This is a genomic window from Tenacibaculum xiamenense (assembly GCF_964513065.1).
Lineage (GTDB): Bacteria > Bacteroidota > Bacteroidia > Flavobacteriales > Flavobacteriaceae > Polaribacter > Polaribacter xiamenense.
The window spans coordinates 49,255-67,967 of sequence record NZ_CAZEQU010000030.1 but is presented as its reverse complement, the minus strand read 5'-3'; the positions used below and the strand labels follow the sequence as shown (position 1 = coordinate 67,967).

The following is an 18,713-nucleotide window of genomic DNA, read 5'->3' as shown; positions in this document are numbered from 1 at the left end:
AGTAAAATTATTTTACAACTTTGATTTCAACACGTCTGTTTTGAGCTCTTCCGTCTCTAGTTTTGTTAGAAGCGATTGGGTAAGCTTCACCAAATCCTTTAGAAGTTAATCTGTTTCCAGAGATTCCAGCTTTACTAACTAAGTAGTCAACAACAGCTTTAGCTCTTTTTTCAGATAATCTTAAGTTAGAAGCTTCTCTACCTTGGCTATCAGTGTGTCCTTCGATGCTAAAGTTAGCTTTAGGATACTCTTTCATGATACCAGCCATTAAATCTAATTTACCTTTAACTCCTGGTCTGAAAGAAGTTCTTCCTGAGTTGAAGTAAATAGCTTTAGCAAAGTTCTCTAATTTCTTAACAGCCTCTTCCTTGATTACAACTTCAGGACATCCGTTGTTAGAAGCAACACCTTTAACGTTAGGACACTTATCGTCTTTGTCTAATACTCCGTCTCCGTCAGTATCAGGCCAAGGACATCCGTTGTTAGCAGCTGGACCAGCAGTGTTAGGACACTTGTCTTTGTTATCAGCAATTCCATCGCTATCAGCATCTGGACATCCGTTTAATGAAGCTAAACCAGCTTTAGAAGGACATGCATCATCTTTATCAGCAATACCATCACCGTCAGCATCAGGACAACCGTTTAATGCAGCTAAACCAGCAACTTCTGGACAAGCATCATCAGAATCTTTAATACCATCGTTATCAGTATCAGGACATCCGTTGAACTCTTTTAAACCAGCAACTTCTGGACAAGCATCTTCCTTGTCATATATACCGTCACCGTCAGTATCCTTTCCTCCGAATTTGAATACTAAACCTATAGAGTGTTGAAAGTGATCTTGAACTTTGTCAGCAAACTCTTTCTTTCCTCCAGATTGGAAGTTTAAACCTAAGTTGTCGTTAAACCAAGTGTTGAATCCTAAACCAGCGTTTAAAGTTCCTTCACCTGCATCACCTAAGTTAGCGTAACCACCACCTAAATATACATATGGATCGAACCAAGCAGTATCACCAAACAAGTTGTTTAAGTCATACTTTACGTTAGCATCGATAGCCCAGTAAAGCTCGTCCATATCGTCTTCTTTACTGAAAGTTTCGATTTTGTTTAAAGAACCCGCTACTTGTAACGTGAATCCGTCGTTTAAGTATCTGTCAACAGAAATTCTTGAAACTGAAGGCAAGATATTCCAGTCACTAGTACCGATATAGTCTTTTGCGTATTCTCCAAATTCTGTAGGAATTCTAAAGTCAACAGCATTAACTCCGAAACCAACTACCCATGGGTTGTCTGAATCCTGTGCGCTTACCGTTCCCACTGTTGCGAACGCAAACAAAGCCATCACAGCTAATTTTAATTGTTTCATTATTAAAAATTTAAATTAAAAGTTCGTTTATATATAACGCAAATGTAAGTTGTTAAAACTTATTTACAAAAACAAATCTACAAAAACTTCCTAGAAAAGCAAGTTTTTTGTTGCAATCATCTATATCACTTTCAGTTCTTTCCCTACCTTAATAAATGCATTAATTGCTTTGTCGAGATGCTCTTTTTCATGTGCAGCAGATAATTGAACACGAATTCTTGCTTGCTCTTTTGGAACAACTGGGTAAAAGAATCCGATAACATATATACCTTCTTCTAAAAGTTTGTTTGCCATAACTTGAGAAAGTTTAGCATCATAGAGCATTACTGGTACTATTGCGGCATCGGCTCCAACTAAATCGAAACCAGCTTTTTCCATTTCAGTTCTGAAATATTTGGTGTTCCATTCGAGCTTATCTCTCAAAGAAGTATCATTAGATAAAATGTCAAATACTTTTAATGAGGCACCTACAATTGCTGGTGCTAAAGAGTTTGAAAATAAATATGGGCGAGAACGTTGACGTAGAATTTCAATGATTTCTTTTTTACCAGTAGTATATCCACCCATGGCACCACCTAAGGCTTTTCCAAGGGTACCAGTAATAATATCAATGCGCCCCATTACTTTCTTAAGTTCTAAGGTTCCTCTTCCTGTTTCACCTATAAACCCTGCAGCGTGACATTCGTCGATCATAACCATAGCATCGTACTTGTCGGCTAAATCACAAATTTTATCTAATTCCGCAACAATTCCGTCCATTGAGAATACCCCATCTGTAACAATGATTTTGAATCTATGGTTTTGCTTATTGGCTTCAATTAATTGTTCTTCTAGGGAAGCCATATCGTTATTATTATAACGATAACGAGCAGCTTTACATAAGCGCACACCATCGATAATAGAAGCGTGGTTTAAACTATCTGAAATAATAGCATCTTCTTTTGTTAAAAGAGGTTCAAACACACCACCATTTGCATCAAATGCAGCTGCATATAATATGGTGTCTTCTGTTTGATAGAACTCAGCAATCTTACTTTCTAATTGCTTATGAATATCTTGAGTACCGCAAATAAAACGTACAGAAGACATTCCAAAACCGTGTGTGTCCATAGTATCTTTAGCTGCTTGAATAACTTCAGGGTTGTTTGATAGTCCTAAATAGTTATTAGCACAAAAGTTGATTACTTCTTCACCTGTAGATATTTTAATTACGGCATCTTGTGATGAAGTAATAATTCGTTCTGATTTATATAGACCAGCATCTTTGATATCTTGGATTTCTTTTTCTAAATGTTCCTTTATTTTTCCGTACATTTTATCGTGTTTATTAAGTTGAATGTTTGTTAGGGTCAAATTTAGTAGGTTAAACTTCTTCAACCAAAATTTCTTGATCAATATATACCAATAGTTTTTTGTGAATTTGAAGATTCATTTCTTTTAAAGCATTAGCATATTTTAAGACTTGTTGATGATGCTGAGAAGAGGCTTTTCCTGTTTTGTAATCTATAATAGTGGCATTGTTATTTTTAATAACTAACCTATCTGGAATAATGATTTGGTTATCTATAGTAACAATTTCTCGTTCACTAAAAATAGCAACGCCTTCCGAGAAGAATTCTTCTAAAACGGGGTGCTTAACTATTTTAGTCATGGTTTCTTTTATAAGAGAAGTGTCTTTTTTTTGAATGATTCCTTGGCTAGTATATTCATCTAGAACATCAGAAATATCCTTTATTGTTCTGATTTTAGACATCATTTCATGGATAAGATTACCATATTGTATTGCTTCTTCTTGTTTAGTGTCCCATAATTTCGAAGCACTTGCTAACATATATATGTTATGATCCTGCCATGGAGAGGATATAAATTGGTCTTGAATTTTTGCTTTGCTTTCAAGCATTGTTACTTTACTTATTCTCTCATTACTTCCAAAAATATAGGTAAGATCATTGTCGTTCCATAGACCTGTTTTCTTAAGGTAATTAATAAATATTCCAGAGTAATAATTGGTGTTTTCTCCAGTTTTCGAAATTCTCTTATCTGTAATAATATGTAATTGTTCCACAGGCCTTGTTAAAGCTACATACAAAAGATTTAGGTTGTCAAGTTCTAACTCTTCTCTTTGTTGTTCGTAAATTTCTTTTCCTTTTTCGCTAATAAAATTTAAATCTTTATTAAAAGGAAGAAGTAATTCGTTGAAAGGATTATAGCTTTCAGGAAGTTTATTGAGCCATACTTTTGGGTTTATCTGTTGGTAAATATCCAAATCACAAGGAAATATAACTACGGGAAATTCTAATCCTTTTGATTTATGTATTGTCATTATCTGAACCGCGTTAGTACTTTCTGGAGCTACAATACTGAGATTGTCTTTTTTACGATCCCAATAATCTAAAAAGTTTTGTATATCGGTATCATTTCTCTGTTGTTCTAAAACTACATCCAGAAAAAATTGGAGATAAGCATCTGAGGAGATGGTTAGATGAAAACCTCTTATAATGTTTTCTATTTTTTCGTAAAACGGAAGTAGGTTAAAATCGTTAAGATTAAAAGAGGTGCTGTAGGAAGCTAAACTTTCAAACAAGTTATGATTGCTTAAGTTAATATGTTCAGCGATAAAGGTGTGTTTCTTATCTTGAACTTTTAAATGGCTATGAAGAAAGTACAAAACATTAGTAAGTGTTTCTTTATCCGTAGGGTGCTGTAAAACTTGAAGTATATCTATTATAAAACTTACTTTTGTATTGCTTTTTAATAACAATGTTTCAGAAGAAACAATTGGAACTGAATTTTCTGATAAGTAATTAGCAATTGCAATTCCATCGCTTTTTTTTCTAACCAATATGCATATTTCGTCAAGTCTGAATTGCAGTTGTAATTCTTTTATTTTTTCAAGAACTTTAACTGGGTATTTTAAAGACTCGGCTTCTCTATCCTTTTCTTTTTCCAGAAAGTTTATTGATACACAACCGCCTTTTCTACTATTTTCTAACTGTTTATTTCCTTCTATAAATAGTTGCTTGTAGCTAGTGTTTTGTAGAAAGTTAGCCGAATGTTGAAAGAAGTTATTATTGAAATTTATGATTTCACTATAACTTCTAAAATTGGTTTCAAGTGTTTTTGCTGCTTTAGGTATTTGAAAAGGGTTTACCGAGTTTTCATCATTAGAACCTAAACTAATAAATTGTTCTGCTTTTCCTCCTCTCCATCGATATATGGCCTGTTTTCCATCACCTACCAATAAGAGATTACTATTCTCTTGGGCTAAGGCGTTATCAATTAATGGAATTAAGTTTTTCCATTGTAACGTGGAAGTATCCTGCATTTCATCAATAAAATAATGCATAAAACGTTGACCTATACGTTCGTAAATGAAAGGAGTTGGTTGGTTTTTTATATTATTTGCAATTAACTGATTAAATTCAGCATTTAAACGAATGTTATTATCGTCTTTAATCGTGTTTAGTTCGGTATTAATATTGTTTAGTACAGCCAACGGAATTAAACTTTTTAAGGCTAATTCACATAAAATTAGTTGACCATATATTTCTTTACTTTTATGAAAAAGGGTAATCAGTTCAGGTAGGATTCCCTCAATAGAATTTTTGATTTCAGGTTTTGCCGTTTTAGTATAGAAATTGTGATTTTCGATAGCTTTATCAATTGTTTCGCTTCTTTTTTTGAAATCAAAAGAAGAGGTGAATTCACTCAAATCTTTCAAGAACTTTGGGAATGTTCCACGAGAGAAATCTTTTGCTTCAAGGTTAGCATTTTCAATTATTCCAAGAGCTAGTTTTCCTTTGTCTTTAATTTCTTCTAAAAGCTCGATTTTATTTTTTGATAACTTGTTTTGTAAGCTGTTGAAATCATTTAATTCTTTTGAAGCTAAGAGGTTTACATGTTTTGCGTCATCTTCATTGAGTAAAATTTTAGCAATCTCATTCAATTCTTTTGAAATATCCCATGACTTATCATCGTCAGTTTTGCTTAGCGAAAAATGTATGAGAAGTTTTGTGATGTTTGTATCACTTCCAATTTTTGATACCAAAACGTCTACGGCTTCATTTAATAATGAAACAGCATCCATTTCAACTTCGAAATTAAGACTTAACCCAAGGTCAAAGGCAAAACTTTTAATTATTTTATGTGTAAAACTGTCAATTGTTGTTATAGAGAAACCTGCATAGTTTTGAAGAATGGCATCGACAATTTTTTTACTGCGTTTCTGAATAGTTTCTTTATCTAAACTGGTTTCATCCAGAATTATCGTTAAAATATCACTTTCGTTTTGGTCAGCAAAGGATTGAAGATTGTTTAAAACTCTTTCTTTCATTTCTCCTGCAGCCTTGTTTGTAAAGGTAATTGCTAGAATTTTTTGGAATAGAAAAATATCTTCAGAAGATAAAAGTATCTTTAAATATTCTTTTACTAGAGTGAAGGTTTTTCCACTGCCAGCAGAAGCATTATATATTTGAAAAGACGAAGAGTTTTGCATTCTGTAAGTTTTATGCAAAGTAACTTATTTTATTGTTCTTTCCTCCATGTATGAATAAAAAGGATTAATGGAGTTGACCTCTAAATTACTATTGTTTTAAAAATCACATATATTAACGATATGTTTAATTAAGAATAGTTGTCGTAAGCATTCAATATTAAATCGACTCATTTTCTATATATTTATCTAAAAATCAATAACAAAATGGGTACTCGACTAAAAATAGGGATGGCGCAAATAGCTCCTGTATGGCTTAATAAAGAAAAGACTCTGGAGAAGGTGAAATCATATGTTTTACAAGCTAGTGATGAAGATTGTAATTTGGTGGTTTTTGGTGAAGGGTTGTTGCCTGGATATCCCTTTTGGTTGTCCATTACCAATGGAGCAGAATTTAACTCCAATGTTCAAAAAGAAATCCATGCACATTATGTAAAAAATTCGATACAAATAGAAAGTGGAGAATTAGATGAAATTTGTCAAATAGCTAAAGAAAATCAAATAGCTGTTTATTTAGGAATAATCGAAAGAGCGTTTAATAGAGGGGGACATAGCTTGTATTGTTCTTTGGTTTACATAAATGAAAATGGTGAAATAAAATCGGTTCATAGGAAGTTACAGCCTACGTATGAAGAGCGTTTAACATGGTCTTCAGGAGATGGGAATGGGTTGCAAGTACATCCGTTGAAAGCGTTTACAGTAGGAGGATTGAACTGTTGGGAGAATTGGATGCCTTTGCCTAGAACAGCATTGTATGCCCAAGGGGAAAATTTACATGTTGCCGTTTGGCCTGGTGCTGAAAGGAATACCTTTGATATTACAAAGTTTATTGCAAAAGAAAGTAGGTCGTTTGTAGTTTCGGTTAGTGGATTTATGTCTATTGAAGATTTTCCAAAAGACACTCCTCATATTGAGAAAATAGTAGCGAATGCACCTGGGGTTCTAGCGAATGGAGGATCGTGTATAGCAGGACCCGATGGAGAGTGGGTAGTGCCACCTGTTACTGGGAAAGAAGGATTGTTTACGGGAATTATAGATTATCAAAAAGTATTAGAAGAGCGTCAAAATTTCGATTGTGTTGGTCATTATTCAAGACCAGATGTTACGAAATTAGTGCTAAACACTGAAAGGCAATCAATATTGGATATTTCTAAAAGTTAAGAAGGTGCTTAGTTATTACAGATATACCTAAAAGCGAAAAATCATTCCTATAGATAAGAATCTATGCAGAATGATTTTTCTAAAAAAATTAAACTTTTATTGTCTTTGATTTATTGTTTATCCAAGACCTACGTCTAAAGACATCATAACAATAAATCCTCCGATAAACCCTAAGGTGGCAATATCGGTATATTTATCTCTTTGCGTTTCCGGAATAACTTCTTCAACTACAACGAAAATCATAGCTCCAGCTGCAAAAGCTAAGGCATAAGGTAAAATTGGAGTGAAAAAAGATACAGCTACTGCTCCTAATACCGCAGCAAAAGGCTCAACGATAGCAGAGAGTTGTCCGTACCAAAAACTCTTTCTTCTACTTACTCCTTGACGACGAAGAGGCATTGCTACGGCAAAACCTTCTGGGAAATTTTGAATTCCAATACCAATGGCTAAAGAAATTGCGGCGATTACCATTTCAGTTTGTTCAACACCAACTAAAGTTGAAGCAGCTCCAAATAAAACTCCAACAGCTAGTCCTTCTGGTATATTGTGCAAAGTAATTGCTAATACCAATAAAGTAGTTTTATGCCAATTGGTTTTAACACCTTCAGCTTCGTTGTCCTGAAAATTAATATGTAAGTGAGGCAACCATTTGTCCATGCCGAATAATGCTAAAGCTCCGAGAGCGAAACCAATGGCTGAGGGAATTACTTTTATAAAACCTTCGCCTGGGCTATTGTCTATAGCAGGAGAAAGTAAACTCCAGAAACTGGCAGCAACCATAACTCCTCCCGTGAACCCTAGCATTCCATCGAGTACAGCGCGATTTAATTTTTTAAAAAAGAAAACCAAACTAGCCCCTAGACCAGTAAGTCCCCATGTAAATAATGATGCATAAAGTGCCCCTTGGATAGGGTGTTCTTTACAAAATGCAACTATTTGATCAAATAAGTCCATAAATATTTACTAATGTATTTAACCTTGTTTTTGTGTTTTTTGAATGTATAAATTGTTTGCTGTTTTATTTGAAATGTTGAGTAGCTTATCATCCATTTTTATTGTAAATGAACCGTCAAAAGGTTCCTTTTCAATAATTTCAATGCTTTTTCCTAATGCTATCTCATGTTTGTCTAAAAATTGAAGAAATTCAGAAGAACTATCTTCCACACCTATACAAATGCCTTTTTCATTGATATTTAAAGTAGCTAATAAACTTTTTTCAACAACTTGCAGGTTTCCATCTTTATCAGGGATAGGATCGCCATGTGGATCTCTTTTTGGGTAGTCGAGAAAGGCATCAAGTTCATTTATAAGTTTAGGAGAGTTAATGTGTTCTAATTGCTCAGCAACTTCGTGAACTTCATCCCAGGAAAAATTAAGTTTATTCACTAAAAAAACCTCCCAAAGACGATGTTTTCGAATAATATTCACTGCAGTTTTTTTGCCTAAGTCGGTAAGACTTACTCCTTGATACTTTTTATAAAGAACGACTTCTTTCTCAGATAATTTTTTAACCATATCTGTAACAGAAGATGCTTTTGTATTTAGTTTTTTGGCAATGGCGTTTGTGCTAATTCCTTTGGTTGATATTCCTCCTAAATGAAATATCGTTTTTATATAATTTTCTTCAGACTGACTAAACATTATGCTTTGTTGGGTTGATGCAAACATACAAATTTTGTTTTACATAAACATATTTTTAGGTTTATCTAAAAATTATTTTACCTTTGCTCAAAAATTAAGAATAAAACAAATAGAATGAAATGTTTATCGCTACTACTGCTACTGTGCGCTTCGAGTGTCATGTTTTCTCAGAGTACTATAAAAGGGAAGGTGACGTTTAATGGAGAGCCTTTGGAGATGGCTAATATTATACTAAAAGGAACAAGTGTTGGAACCTTGTCTGATAAAAATGGGAATTATTACTTAAAAACGAACCTTTCGGGTAAACAGAAGCTCGAGATTTCTTCAATTGGATTTAATACTAGGATTAAAAGAATAGAATTAAAGAAAGGACAAACTTTGAATCTAAACTTTCAACTTAGTGAGGCTAATTCGGCTTTAGAGGAAGTAGTCGTTTCGGGAACTATGAAGCCTGTTAAAAAATTGGATAGTCCAGTTCCAGTTGAAGTGTATTCACCAGTTTTTTTTAAGAAAAACCCAGCACCTTCTGTTTTTGAATCTATGGCAAACGTTAATGGAGTTCGTCCTCAAGTAAACTGTAGCGTATGTAACACTGGAGATATCCATATAAATGGTTTGGAAGGACCTTATACGTTCGTATTAATTGATGGAATGCCTATTGTTAGTGGTTTGTCTACAGTTTATGGTTTAACGGGTTTGCCACAGTCGTTAATAGAAAGAGTAGAGATAGTGAAAGGACCAGCTTCAACTTTATATGGTTCAGAGGCTGTTGGGGGTGTGATTAATATCATTACCAAAACTGCTAAAACAGCACCTAAATTGGCATTGGAGTCTTTTGGAAGTTCATGGGGGGAAATTAATACTGATCTAGGATTTAAATATAATTTAGGAGAAACAAATGGTTTATTAGGTGTTAATTATTTCAATTACCAAAACCCGATTGATAATAATGGTGATGGATTTACAGATTTGACATTACAAGATCGAATTTCATTATTTAATAAGTTTTCTTTTCCCAGAAAGAATAATAAAGTATTTACAGTTGCCGGACGCTATGTTTATGAAGATAGATGGGGAGGTCAAATGAATTGGGCGCCTAAATTTAGAGGAGGAACTGAAGTTTACGGAGAGAGTATTTATACAAGTAGATGGGAAACTTTTGGAACCTATGACTTGCCTACAAATGAAAAGTTAAGTATTCAGTTTAGTGCAAATGGTCATGCTCAAAACTCTTACTATGGAGATACTTTTTATAAAGCAGATCAATATATTGGTTTTGGTCAGTTACTTTGGGATACTTCTATAGGTAAAAGTCATAATCTTCTTTTTGGAGCAGCATATAGATATACTTATTATGATGATAATACACCAGCAACAGCGAATGATATAAATAATGAACCTTCAATTACACATTTACCAGGTGTATTTGTTCAGGATGAAATAACATTAGCTGCGAATAATAAGCTTTTATTAGGAGCTAGATACGACTATAACAGCGTACATGGAGGAATTTTTTCTCCAAGAATAAATTATAAATGGAATTCTGAGAATAATGCTGACGTAATAAGATTAAGTTTAGGGAACGGATTTAGAGTTGCAAATGTTTTTACGGAAGATCATGCGGCTTTAACAGGAAATAGAGAATTATTTTTTGAAGATGAGTTGGAACCAGAAACATCGTGGAATGCCAATGTTAACTATGTAAAGAAGATCGCAACAGATAATAATACAGTAATTAATATTGATGCTAGTACGTTCTATACTTATTTTGAAAATAAGATTATTCCTGACTATGAAACGGATACTAGTAAGATTATATATGGTAATTTAGATGGTAACTCGGTTTCTAAAGGAATCTCTTTAAATGCAGATATTACTTGGCAAAATGGACTTTCTATAATTGCAGGAGCAACTTTGATGGATGTTTCCGTAACTGAAAACGGAGTTACAGAACGTCAGTTATTAACGGAGAGTTTTAGTGGTACTTGGAGTGTTTCATATACCATACCCAATATTGATTTGAAAGTCGATTATACAGGGAATGTATATGCACCAATGGATTTACCTCTATTAGGTGATAATGATCCGAGAGCTCCTCAGTCTCCTTGGTACAGTATTCAAAATATTCAATTATCTAAAAAGTTCGCCAATAATTTTCAGCTTTTTGGCGGGGTTAAAAATCTCCTTAACTTTACTCCAGCGGCAAATAGTATTTTAAGGAGTTTTGATCCTTTTGATCAAAACCTTGATCCTGAAAAACCTAATTTAACATTCGATCCGGCATATGTGTATGCTTCTAATCAGGGAATTAGAATGTTCTTGGGCTTACGATACAGACTGTTTTAGATGAAACAACTAATAACTATAATACTATTTTTGGTTTCACATCATTTGGCTTCACAGTCAAATGATGTGAAACTTCTTAGTTATACATTTGAGCAAGTAGAACAGTTGCAGAAAAAGAAACAAAAACCTGTAGTTGTTTTTATACACACTTCTTGGTGTAAGTTTTGTTTCGCTATGAAGGAAAAAACATTTACCGATCCTGAAGTTGTTCATTTGCTAAACAAAAATTTCTATTTCATTTCACTTGACGCCGAGTTTAAAAAACCAATAAAGTATATGGGGTATGAGTTCAAATACAAAAAAACAAGTGCTTCCTCTGGTATACACAGGTTAGCTGAAACGCTAGCCACAACTGCAAAAGGAATTTCATATCCAACTACTGTAATTTTGGGTTCGGGAAACACTATTGATGAACAAATTGATTATTATCTTTCAGTAAATCAGATGGTAAATGGGCTTAGTGGGTATCTTCAAAAAAGCAAATAGTTACTTAGTGATTAATGTTAAGGTAACATTAAACAGGGTTCTTAACATTAAGACAACATTCTAATAATAGAAGAATAATTTACAGCTAACATTAGCTTTACAGCTTAGGTTGAATTTTGCGGCGATAATTAAACAGAATTCAAAGTTAGTAATGAGAAAAATGTTATTCGTAGCTTTTTTAAGCTTATGTAATCTAGTCTTTTCACAAGGTAAAGGTGTTGTTTCAGGTACTGTTACCGATAAGGAAATGGGCGGTGAACCGTTACCATTTGCCAATGTTTTTGTAAAAGGAACATCAATTGGAGGGACTACTGATATTGATGGTAAGTATTCTATAAATGTACCTGCCGGAAATCAAACAATCGTATTTAGTTTTGTTGGTTATGAAACCATAGAAAAGGCGGTTGTTGTAAAAGAAGGACAAACGATTACTGTTGATCAACTTTTAGGAGCTAACCAAGGAGTTCAGCTTGAAGAAGTAAAAATTAGCGCTTCTGTAAGTAGAGAAAAAGAAAGCGCTTTAATATTAGAACAGAAAAAAGCTGTGTCTATTAAAACAAGTATCGGAGCTCAAGAGCTTTCTAAAAAAGGAGTTTCGAATGCAGCAGCTGCAGTTACTAAAACGGCAGGAGTTTCAAAAGGGGCTAAGAACGTTGTAGTGAGAGGATTAGGAGATAGGTATAATTCTACAACATTAAATGGATTACCATTACCATCTGAAGATCCTGAGTATAAAAATATATCCTTAAGCTTTTTTGATACGAGTATTATTCAAAGTGTAGGAATAAACAAGGTATTTTCTTCTGATATCAATGGTGATGTTGGTGGAGCAAACATTGATATTGTTTCTAAGGATTTACGTAAAAAGAGAGTAGCAAACTTAGGAGTGTCGTTAAGTGGTAACTCGCAAACTTTAGCGAAGAAAGATTTTCAAACTATTGATGGAACAAATAGGTTAGGTATTCAGAAGTTAAATCATGAAGTAACTGACCTTAATACATATTCATTTAGTAATTCTTTCAAACCAAAAACTCAAAACTTTCAATTGAATAATTCGTTTTCTTTTAATTATGGGAAAAAGTATTCCGTTGGAGAAGAGGGAACTTTAAGTTATTTCGTTGTTGGAGGATTTAGTGGAGCTTACAATTTTACTGAAGGTAACGTAAGGCAAACAACAAATGATGGCGTAGCAGAGCCTTTTAGGGATATGGAATTTTCTCAATATACTTATAATACTTCTCAGTTATTAATGGGGAATTTGAAGTATAAATCAGGAAAAGGATTAGATTTAGCATTTAATCATTTATTTATCCATAACAACAAGCAAAGTGTGGGTGATTATTATGGAAAAGATGATCCGCAAGAAGAAGGAGATTTGGTTTTTCTTCGCAGACAACAAACGAATAACAACGAATTGTATGTGAATCAATTATTGGCTAAATACAAGTTTAATGATAGATTGACAGTAGAAGGGAAAGGGGCTTTAAACTTTGTTAGAGGAAATGAACCAGATAGAAGATCTAATGAATATTTAATTAGAAATGGAGAAACAAGACCTAACACAAGTAGTGCTGGAACCAACGAAAGATATTTTTCAAAGCTTCAAGAGAATGACTATGCGGCTAAGGGGAAGTTGAGTTATAAGCTTAATGCTAATGAAGATGATAAAAGTGTGTTTGATTTTGGAGCTGATTACAGATATACAGAGCGTTTGTTTGCGGCAACAATTTTTAACCATGATTTTACAGGAAATGGACCAATTATAGATATCAATAATCCAGATGCTACGTTTAATCAAGCTTCTATCAATAATAATATTTTTAGTTTACAAACTGGAAGAGGTAGGAGAAACGAAGATGCTGGAACGTTTGTTCCATTTACCTATAGAGGAAAGCGTTTAGTAAGTGGTGCTTTTTCAAATGTAGTTTATCAATTAGGTGAAAAGTTAATTCTTTCTGGAGGGGTGAAATTTGAAAGAGCCGTTCAGAGAGTTACTTATGATACAAATATTGGTAGTAGTAGAGAAGATGGAGCAGCAGAAATTGATAAGAGTTATATCTTGCCTAGTTTCAATGTGAAATATAGTTTCAATGAAGATAATATTTTTAGATTAGCGGCTAGCCAAACTTATACATATCCTCAATTTAAAGAAACGGCTCCATTTAAATATCAAGACATAAACTTTGCAAGTCAGGGGAATCCAAACTTAAAGCCATCAGATAATTATAATTTAGATATAAAATATGAGCATTATATGTCTTCTGGTGAATTAGTTTCATTAACTGGATTCTATAAAATGATTAAAAATCCTATTTCTCGTAGTGAAATTTCAAGTGCTGGTAACGTTTTAACTTACTTAAATGTAGGAAAAGATGCCTATGTATATGGGGTTGAACTGGAGGCGAGAAAAAAGCTTGTTGATAATGAAAAAAAAGATTACCAATTAAAGGCAGGTTTAAATGCATCGTATTTATATTCTAGAGTTAATTTAAATTCAAATTCAATAGCACAATTTCAACAAAGTTCTAGTGAGTTAGAAGGTGCTACTCCGTTTTTATTAAATGCAGATTTAGCTTTTACTAAGAAGTACGAGAATAGCGAATTTACCTCGTCAATTGTTTTAAATTATTTCAGTGATAGAGTATACTCTATTGGAACAAGAGGTTTCGAGAATATAATTGAGAAGGGAATCCCAACTTTAGATTTAGTTTCTTCATTAAAGCTAGCAAAGAAATATAACTTCAAATTGAAATTAATTAATTTATTAAATCCTGAATTTCAAACAAGTAGAGATGGTTCTGTGAATAGGAATAGTGTAGTGTTAAGAAATTATAAAAAGGGGGTAAATATAAGTTTAGGTTTTTCATATGATTTTTAATTGTAAGCCTAAAACCGTAACAATTCATTAAAAATTAAGTACACATAAAGAAATATTAGTAATGCAAATTTGCAGAGACTAAAACAAAACAAATAATATAAAACAAAATGAAAAAAATTATTTTATCAACGATAGCAATCTCATCTTTATTCTTTGCTTCATGTTCATTAGATAATGATGATGAAATTTCAGGGGGAAATCCAGGTGGAGAAGTAACTGCTCAAAATTTAGCAGGAAACTTAACTACTGACTTAAGATTACAGTCTGGACTTGATTATACTTTGACTGGAGCTTTATTAGTTAAAGATGGCGCTACTCTAACTATTGATGCAGGAGTAAGAGTTAAAGCCTTAGCAGGAGGAACCGATGTGTATCTTTTAGTAGAAAAAGGTGGTAAAATTATTGCTAATGGTACAGAGTCAAATCCAATTGTGTTTACTTCAAATGCAACAAGTCCTAGGTCTGGAGATTGGGGTGGTATCATCTTAAACGGTAAAGCACCTTTAAGTAGACAAAATGGATCAAATAGTAACTCAACTGCAGAGGTTAACACTGCTATAGAGTACGGAGGAGATGTTGCTAACGACAATTCAGGAGTTTTAAATTATGTAAAAATAGAATATACTGGAGCAAGAATTGATGATGAAGCTGAGCATAATGGATTAACTTTAAATGGAGTTGGTTCAGGAACAACTATTTCTAACATTGCAATTTTAAACGGTGATGACGATGCTATTGAATTTTTTGGAGGTACAGTAAATGCTACAAATATTTTAGTTGTAAATGCTAAAGATGATATGTTTGATTTTACACAAGGTTATGTAGGTACTTGTACAAATTTATATGGAGTTAGAGAAAATGGTTTTACTGCAGTAACTTCTGACCCTCGTGGAATTGAAGCCGATGGAAACTTAGACGGTAACACGCCATCTGATATTAACCAATCTAACTTTACAGTAAATGGTTTGACTATAATAAATAACGCAGAAGGAGTAACTTTGTCTGATGGAATTAAAGTTAGAAGAGGAGCAGCTGCAAACATTACCAATGCTTATTTAGCTTTAGGAACTGGAGCAATATTTTCAGATGTTATCGATTTAAAAGATTCAAAAGGTGACGCAAACGATACTACTAGTATTACAGCAAATGCAAACCCTGCAAATGGTTTAGATTCTAGTGATGTTAAGAATACTACTTCTGGTGGAGCAACAATTAATGTTACAGAGGCTACTTCTGGTGGAGCTGATACTTCAGTTTTTGCTTGGACAGGATATAATTTCTAATAAACAGAAAGAATAAAAGAAATAAAAAAAACCGAGCATTAAGCTCGGTTTTTTTTATTGCCAAAAGTTTACATATCTCTAATAGTTGCTTAACAGGAATTAATGTTTTTTGAAATAGATTTGATTAAATTTTAAAAATATATTATGAAGAAAATTACCTTATTACTTTTGCTATTTATCACCAAAATGACCTATTCTCAAATAACTTATTATAGATTTGAAACCTATTCCACACAAGAAAAAGCCTGTGCTCAAGATGTTGTAGATCGATTTGTTGTTAAGGTCAATATAGAGCATCCGAATCAATTGAATTTGGGTAGTTATTATTACCTTGACTTAGGAAGTAATTTTGGTTTGGGCAAGCGCTATTGTAAAGTTACCAATTTGAGTGAAGGAAGTGGTGATGCTGATTTTGATCTAAACCATCCTTCTGTATCTAATAGTCTTAATAGTCATACGATATGTAATATGAAATATTATTACTTTAACTTATCAACTTATTCTTCTTATCAGAGTTTACGTGAAAATAGAAGCTCCGATCGTTTTAATATGAAGGTACATATAAAGTTGCCTTCTAATATCTTTCAATATCATACAAGTGTCGGTTCAGTGATGAAAGTAGATTTTGGAAATGAATTTAATCTAGGTTCAAGATATTGCGTAATTAACAATAAATCTGAAAGTTTGGGCGATTCTGATGCGGATTTGGATTACGCTGAAAATAATGTCAATGTATTTGTTTATGAAAAAACATATAATTACCACAACATTATAACCTTCACTAGTAAACAAAAGGCAGTAGATTACTTATGTCATGGTTCTAGAAGTCATGATGGTACTTACAAAGTAAATTTATATACAGCTGATTTGCATCTTACAAACAAAGTGTATACTGCTAATTTCGGGAACAATTTTAACTTAGGAACTAGATATTTTGTAGTATCCAATAATTATTGGGGTAGAGGAGATGCTGATTTTGATATAAATACCTCGGTAACCGCCATTGGAAATTGTTCGACCTTATCGAATCCTAATACTGGAGGTGAACCAGATCTAGTATTAAAACAAATAAAAATAGGGTATCGTGATCAATTTAATAACCTTATTACAGACAATTTTGGTGAAGTTAAATACACATATAGCGACAATGCTAATAAGCCCTTAAAACTTTTAAAGGATACTAATCATGATATTTGCGTTACCATTCAAAATAAAGGGAATGCAAATGCAGGAAATTCAAAACTCGATGTATTGATTTCACCAACGACAAGTATTTATGATGCTTGGACAACAATAAAAGCAAACCAGTCGTATGGTGCCATTAATTCAAATGGTACTCAAGAAAAATGTTTTTCATATCGCTATGATTCTAACTTTGGAGTTATTGGGTCTCATACACGATTAAATACTTCTAAAACTTATTATTTCTTTGTACATGTTGATAAGAATAATAGTGTTGCCGAAAACGCTCAAGGAGAGCAGAATAACGACGTTTCTGAGTCGTTTAAGTATATTACAAGTAGTGGTAATCTTTATAGTAGAGGGTTTCACTTTCCTAAGTTAATTTTTAATTTCAACGATTTTTCAAGAGTTATTGTAAATGATAAAGAGGAAGAGTCATCAACAGTACAAAAATTAAAAAACAATACGATTTACATTATACAAGATAACCAAGGGAACTCTCAGAAAATTATTAAAAAGTAATACTTCAAGTTGTATAAATAAGTACTGCCTCATATACACAATGAGGCAGCTTTTTTTATCTAAAACTCCAGTTTTTATACTGAGTTGATTTTTCTAAGCGATTTTCTAAATTATCCGGTAGAGAAGGGAAAAAGTCTATGCCTGTTTTCTTTTCTATTTCGTCAATAGAAGTAACAAATTCATAAAGAGGTTTGCTACTTTCTTTATGTGGCATTAAAAAAGCGATAGCTTTAATTTCAGGTTCAGAATAATCTAAAATTATCTTATAAAACTCTTCTGGGATACTTACATTTTCTTTTCCTATAGCCTTTAAATTACTCTTTAAAATACCTCCAGTAACAACATATAGATGATCGTATTTCTTTGCCCAATACCTGGTTTTTTGTTCTAGTTTGTTCCAAATACCAGCATTAAATTTATGTTCTTGAGGCGAAATATTAGAGGTGTAAAAAGTTTCATCATGCGCCTTTTTAGAAAATCTTCGATCGCCTGCAGGGCATAAATGACCTCTATCGTATCCTGATCTTTTATAGTTTCTCCAATCTGCCGATTTACTTTTAACTTTAGGGTCTCTAATAAAGAATGGTCTTTTGTGATTAGTGTAAACAATATCTTCTTTTTTCAAAGAATAGGCTACCCATTCAGCTTGTTCGTGTTTTTCATTGTATGACAATTGGTAATTGTCATGATGAATAATCACTCCAGTTGTTGAGGTAGGTAAGTAGTTAAATCCACTAATATTTTTGGTTTGAACAGAAGTTTCTTCTTGAGTATTTTTTTGGTCTTCTTTCGAATTATTTAACCAAAAACTTACTCCAAGAGCAACCAATAAAACAACAACTTTAATCTTTCTTGATGTTGTCATTATTGATTGATTAAGATTTCTTCGTAGTTCTCAGTTTTTTCAGCTTCCTTGAAAATGTCTTGAAACTTACTTGGTGGAACCGTGAGTTTTCTTTTAACTAAATCCAGCCAAGCGCCATAAACAGTGATTATTGCGGATAGCTTACCATCTTTATTAAAAACTTCATGTTGAATTTTCCATCGTTCACCATTTCTTGACAAACCAAGAAGTTTTAAATTAACAGATATGTCTTCTCCTAAATGGATTTCCTTTAAAAACTTAGTATTCTCTTCGAAAAGAATTGGTCCAATTTTTTCCTTCGTGAAATCATGGATGGTGATGTCATACTTTTTAAAATACCGTAATCTTGATTCCGCGGCATAATCGTTATAAGCAGTATGACGCATGTGAATATTGGCATCGAAATCTGCCCATTTCGTAGTGAAGTTTACTTTAAAATTCATTGATGATTTGTTTTAAACGAAATTAACCATTTTAGCTAAAGTGAATAA

The 18,713-nt window shown here is 32.9% G+C and carries 13 protein-coding genes; 6 read left to right on the top strand and 7 right to left on the bottom strand.

Going from position 1 to position 18,713, the window contains the following annotated elements; genetic code table 11:
• Positions 1 to 7 precede the first annotated feature (7 nt).
• The 3 genes from ACKTTV_RS10340 to ACKTTV_RS10330 form a co-directional block, all read right to left on the bottom strand.
• The gene (locus tag ACKTTV_RS10340) at positions 8 to 1,366 is read right to left on the bottom strand and encodes an OmpA family protein (protein ID WP_408030769.1); all 1,359 of its coding nucleotides are present in this window, start codon (positions 1,364 to 1,366) and stop codon (positions 8 to 10) included.
• Positions 1,367 to 1,486: 120 nt separating this feature from the next.
• On the bottom strand, positions 1,487 to 2,680 hold the full coding sequence (gene kbl, locus ACKTTV_RS10335; RefSeq protein ID WP_408030768.1) for a glycine C-acetyltransferase: 1,194 nt from the start codon (positions 2,678 to 2,680) through the stop codon (positions 1,487 to 1,489).
• Positions 2,681 to 2,729: 49 nt separating this feature from the next.
• Entirely contained in the window at positions 2,730 to 5,861 is a 3,132-nt protein-coding gene (locus ACKTTV_RS10330) for a UvrD-helicase domain-containing protein (RefSeq protein ID WP_408030767.1), read from the bottom strand.
• A gap of 204 nt (positions 5,862 to 6,065) precedes the next feature.
• Here ACKTTV_RS10330 and ACKTTV_RS10325 point away from each other — a divergent pair, with 204 nt between their 5' ends.
• Positions 6,066 to 7,019, top strand: coding sequence for a carbon-nitrogen hydrolase family protein (locus ACKTTV_RS10325; protein ID WP_408030766.1), 954 nt, complete (start codon positions 6,066 to 6,068; stop codon positions 7,017 to 7,019).
• Positions 7,020 to 7,136: 117 nt separating this feature from the next.
• Here ACKTTV_RS10325 and ACKTTV_RS10320 read toward each other — a convergent pair whose 3' ends face one another.
• Together ACKTTV_RS10320 and ACKTTV_RS10315 are read right to left on the bottom strand one after the other, a co-directional pair.
• Positions 7,137 to 7,973 carry a ZIP family metal transporter gene (locus ACKTTV_RS10320; protein WP_408030765.1) on the bottom strand — a complete coding sequence of 279 codons (837 nt, stop codon included), beginning with the start codon at positions 7,971 to 7,973 and terminating at the stop codon, positions 7,137 to 7,139.
• An 18-nt stretch (positions 7,974 to 7,991) separates the two neighbouring features.
• The gene (locus tag ACKTTV_RS10315) at positions 7,992 to 8,660 is read right to left on the bottom strand and encodes a metal-dependent transcriptional regulator (protein WP_408030913.1); all 669 of its coding nucleotides are present in this window, start codon (positions 8,658 to 8,660) and stop codon (positions 7,992 to 7,994) included.
• 114 nt (positions 8,661 to 8,774) lie between these two features.
• Here ACKTTV_RS10315 and ACKTTV_RS10310 point away from each other — a divergent pair, with 114 nt between their 5' ends.
• The 5 genes from ACKTTV_RS10310 to ACKTTV_RS10290 all read left to right on the top strand — a co-directional run bounded on the left by ACKTTV_RS10310 (position 8,775) and on the right by ACKTTV_RS10290 (position 17,357).
• A complete protein-coding gene (locus ACKTTV_RS10310) occupies positions 8,775 to 11,006 on the top strand; it encodes a TonB-dependent receptor (RefSeq protein WP_408030764.1) in 2,232 nt (743 codons plus the stop codon).
• Positions 11,007 to 11,492 carry a thioredoxin family protein gene (locus ACKTTV_RS10305; protein ID WP_408030763.1) on the top strand — a complete coding sequence of 162 codons (486 nt, stop codon included), beginning with the start codon at positions 11,007 to 11,009 and terminating at the stop codon, positions 11,490 to 11,492.
• 151 nt (positions 11,493 to 11,643) lie between these two features.
• The gene (locus ACKTTV_RS10300; RefSeq protein ID WP_408030762.1) at positions 11,644 to 14,370 is read left to right on the top strand and encodes a TonB-dependent receptor; all 2,727 of its coding nucleotides are present in this window, start codon (positions 11,644 to 11,646) and stop codon (positions 14,368 to 14,370) included.
• 107 nt (positions 14,371 to 14,477) lie between these two features.
• A complete protein-coding gene (locus ACKTTV_RS10295) occupies positions 14,478 to 15,653 on the top strand; it encodes an autotransporter outer membrane beta-barrel domain-containing protein (RefSeq protein ID WP_408030761.1) in 1,176 nt (391 codons plus the stop codon).
• 144 nt (positions 15,654 to 15,797) lie between these two features.
• A complete protein-coding gene (locus tag ACKTTV_RS10290; protein WP_408030760.1) occupies positions 15,798 to 17,357 on the top strand; it encodes a CARDB domain-containing protein in 1,560 nt (519 codons plus the stop codon).
• A 55-nt stretch (positions 17,358 to 17,412) separates the two neighbouring features.
• Here the strand turns inward: ACKTTV_RS10290 and ACKTTV_RS10285 are convergent, their stop codons facing one another.
• Both ACKTTV_RS10285 and ACKTTV_RS10280 read right to left on the bottom strand, forming a co-directional pair.
• Positions 17,413 to 18,222, bottom strand: a complete 810-nt coding sequence (locus ACKTTV_RS10285; RefSeq protein ID WP_408030759.1) for a DNA/RNA non-specific endonuclease — start codon at positions 18,220 to 18,222, stop codon at positions 17,413 to 17,415.
• Positions 18,222 to 18,665, bottom strand: a complete 444-nt coding sequence (locus ACKTTV_RS10280) for an acyl-CoA thioesterase (RefSeq protein WP_408030758.1) — start codon at positions 18,663 to 18,665, stop codon at positions 18,222 to 18,224. Before ACKTTV_RS10280 ends, ACKTTV_RS10285 begins: the two co-directional genes overlap by 1 nt.
• Positions 18,666 to 18,713: the final 48 nt, after the last annotated feature.

Bases quoted from the DNA above. Each gene is read 5' to 3' on its own strand.
- ACKTTV_RS10305 (WP_408030763.1), top strand. From the start codon at position 11,007: ATGAAACAACTAATAACTATAATACTATTTTTGGTTTCACATCATTTG.
- ACKTTV_RS10315 (WP_408030913.1), bottom strand. From the start codon at position 8,660: ATGTTTAGTCAGTCTGAAGAAAATTATATAAAAACGATATTTCATTTA.
- kbl (WP_408030768.1), bottom strand. From the start codon at position 2,680: ATGTACGGAAAAATAAAGGAACATTTAGAAAAAGAAATCCAAGATATC.
- ACKTTV_RS10280 (WP_408030758.1), bottom strand. From the start codon at position 18,665: ATGAATTTTAAAGTAAACTTCACTACGAAATGGGCAGATTTCGATGCC.
- ACKTTV_RS10310 (WP_408030764.1), top strand. From the start codon at position 8,775: ATGAAATGTTTATCGCTACTACTGCTACTGTGCGCTTCGAGTGTCATG.
- ACKTTV_RS10295 (WP_408030761.1), top strand. From the start codon at position 14,478: ATGAAAAAAATTATTTTATCAACGATAGCAATCTCATCTTTATTCTTT.
- ACKTTV_RS10285 (WP_408030759.1), bottom strand. From the start codon at position 18,222: ATGACAACATCAAGAAAGATTAAAGTTGTTGTTTTATTGGTTGCTCTT.
- ACKTTV_RS10325 (WP_408030766.1), top strand. From the start codon at position 6,066: ATGGGTACTCGACTAAAAATAGGGATGGCGCAAATAGCTCCTGTATGG.
- ACKTTV_RS10340 (WP_408030769.1), bottom strand. From the start codon at position 1,366: ATGAAACAATTAAAATTAGCTGTGATGGCTTTGTTTGCGTTCGCAACA.
- ACKTTV_RS10320 (WP_408030765.1), bottom strand. From the start codon at position 7,973: ATGGACTTATTTGATCAAATAGTTGCATTTTGTAAAGAACACCCTATC.
- ACKTTV_RS10330 (WP_408030767.1), bottom strand. From the start codon at position 5,861: ATGCAAAACTCTTCGTCTTTTCAAATATATAATGCTTCTGCTGGCAGT.
- ACKTTV_RS10300 (WP_408030762.1), top strand. From the start codon at position 11,644: ATGAGAAAAATGTTATTCGTAGCTTTTTTAAGCTTATGTAATCTAGTC.
- ACKTTV_RS10290 (WP_408030760.1), top strand. From the start codon at position 15,798: ATGAAGAAAATTACCTTATTACTTTTGCTATTTATCACCAAAATGACC.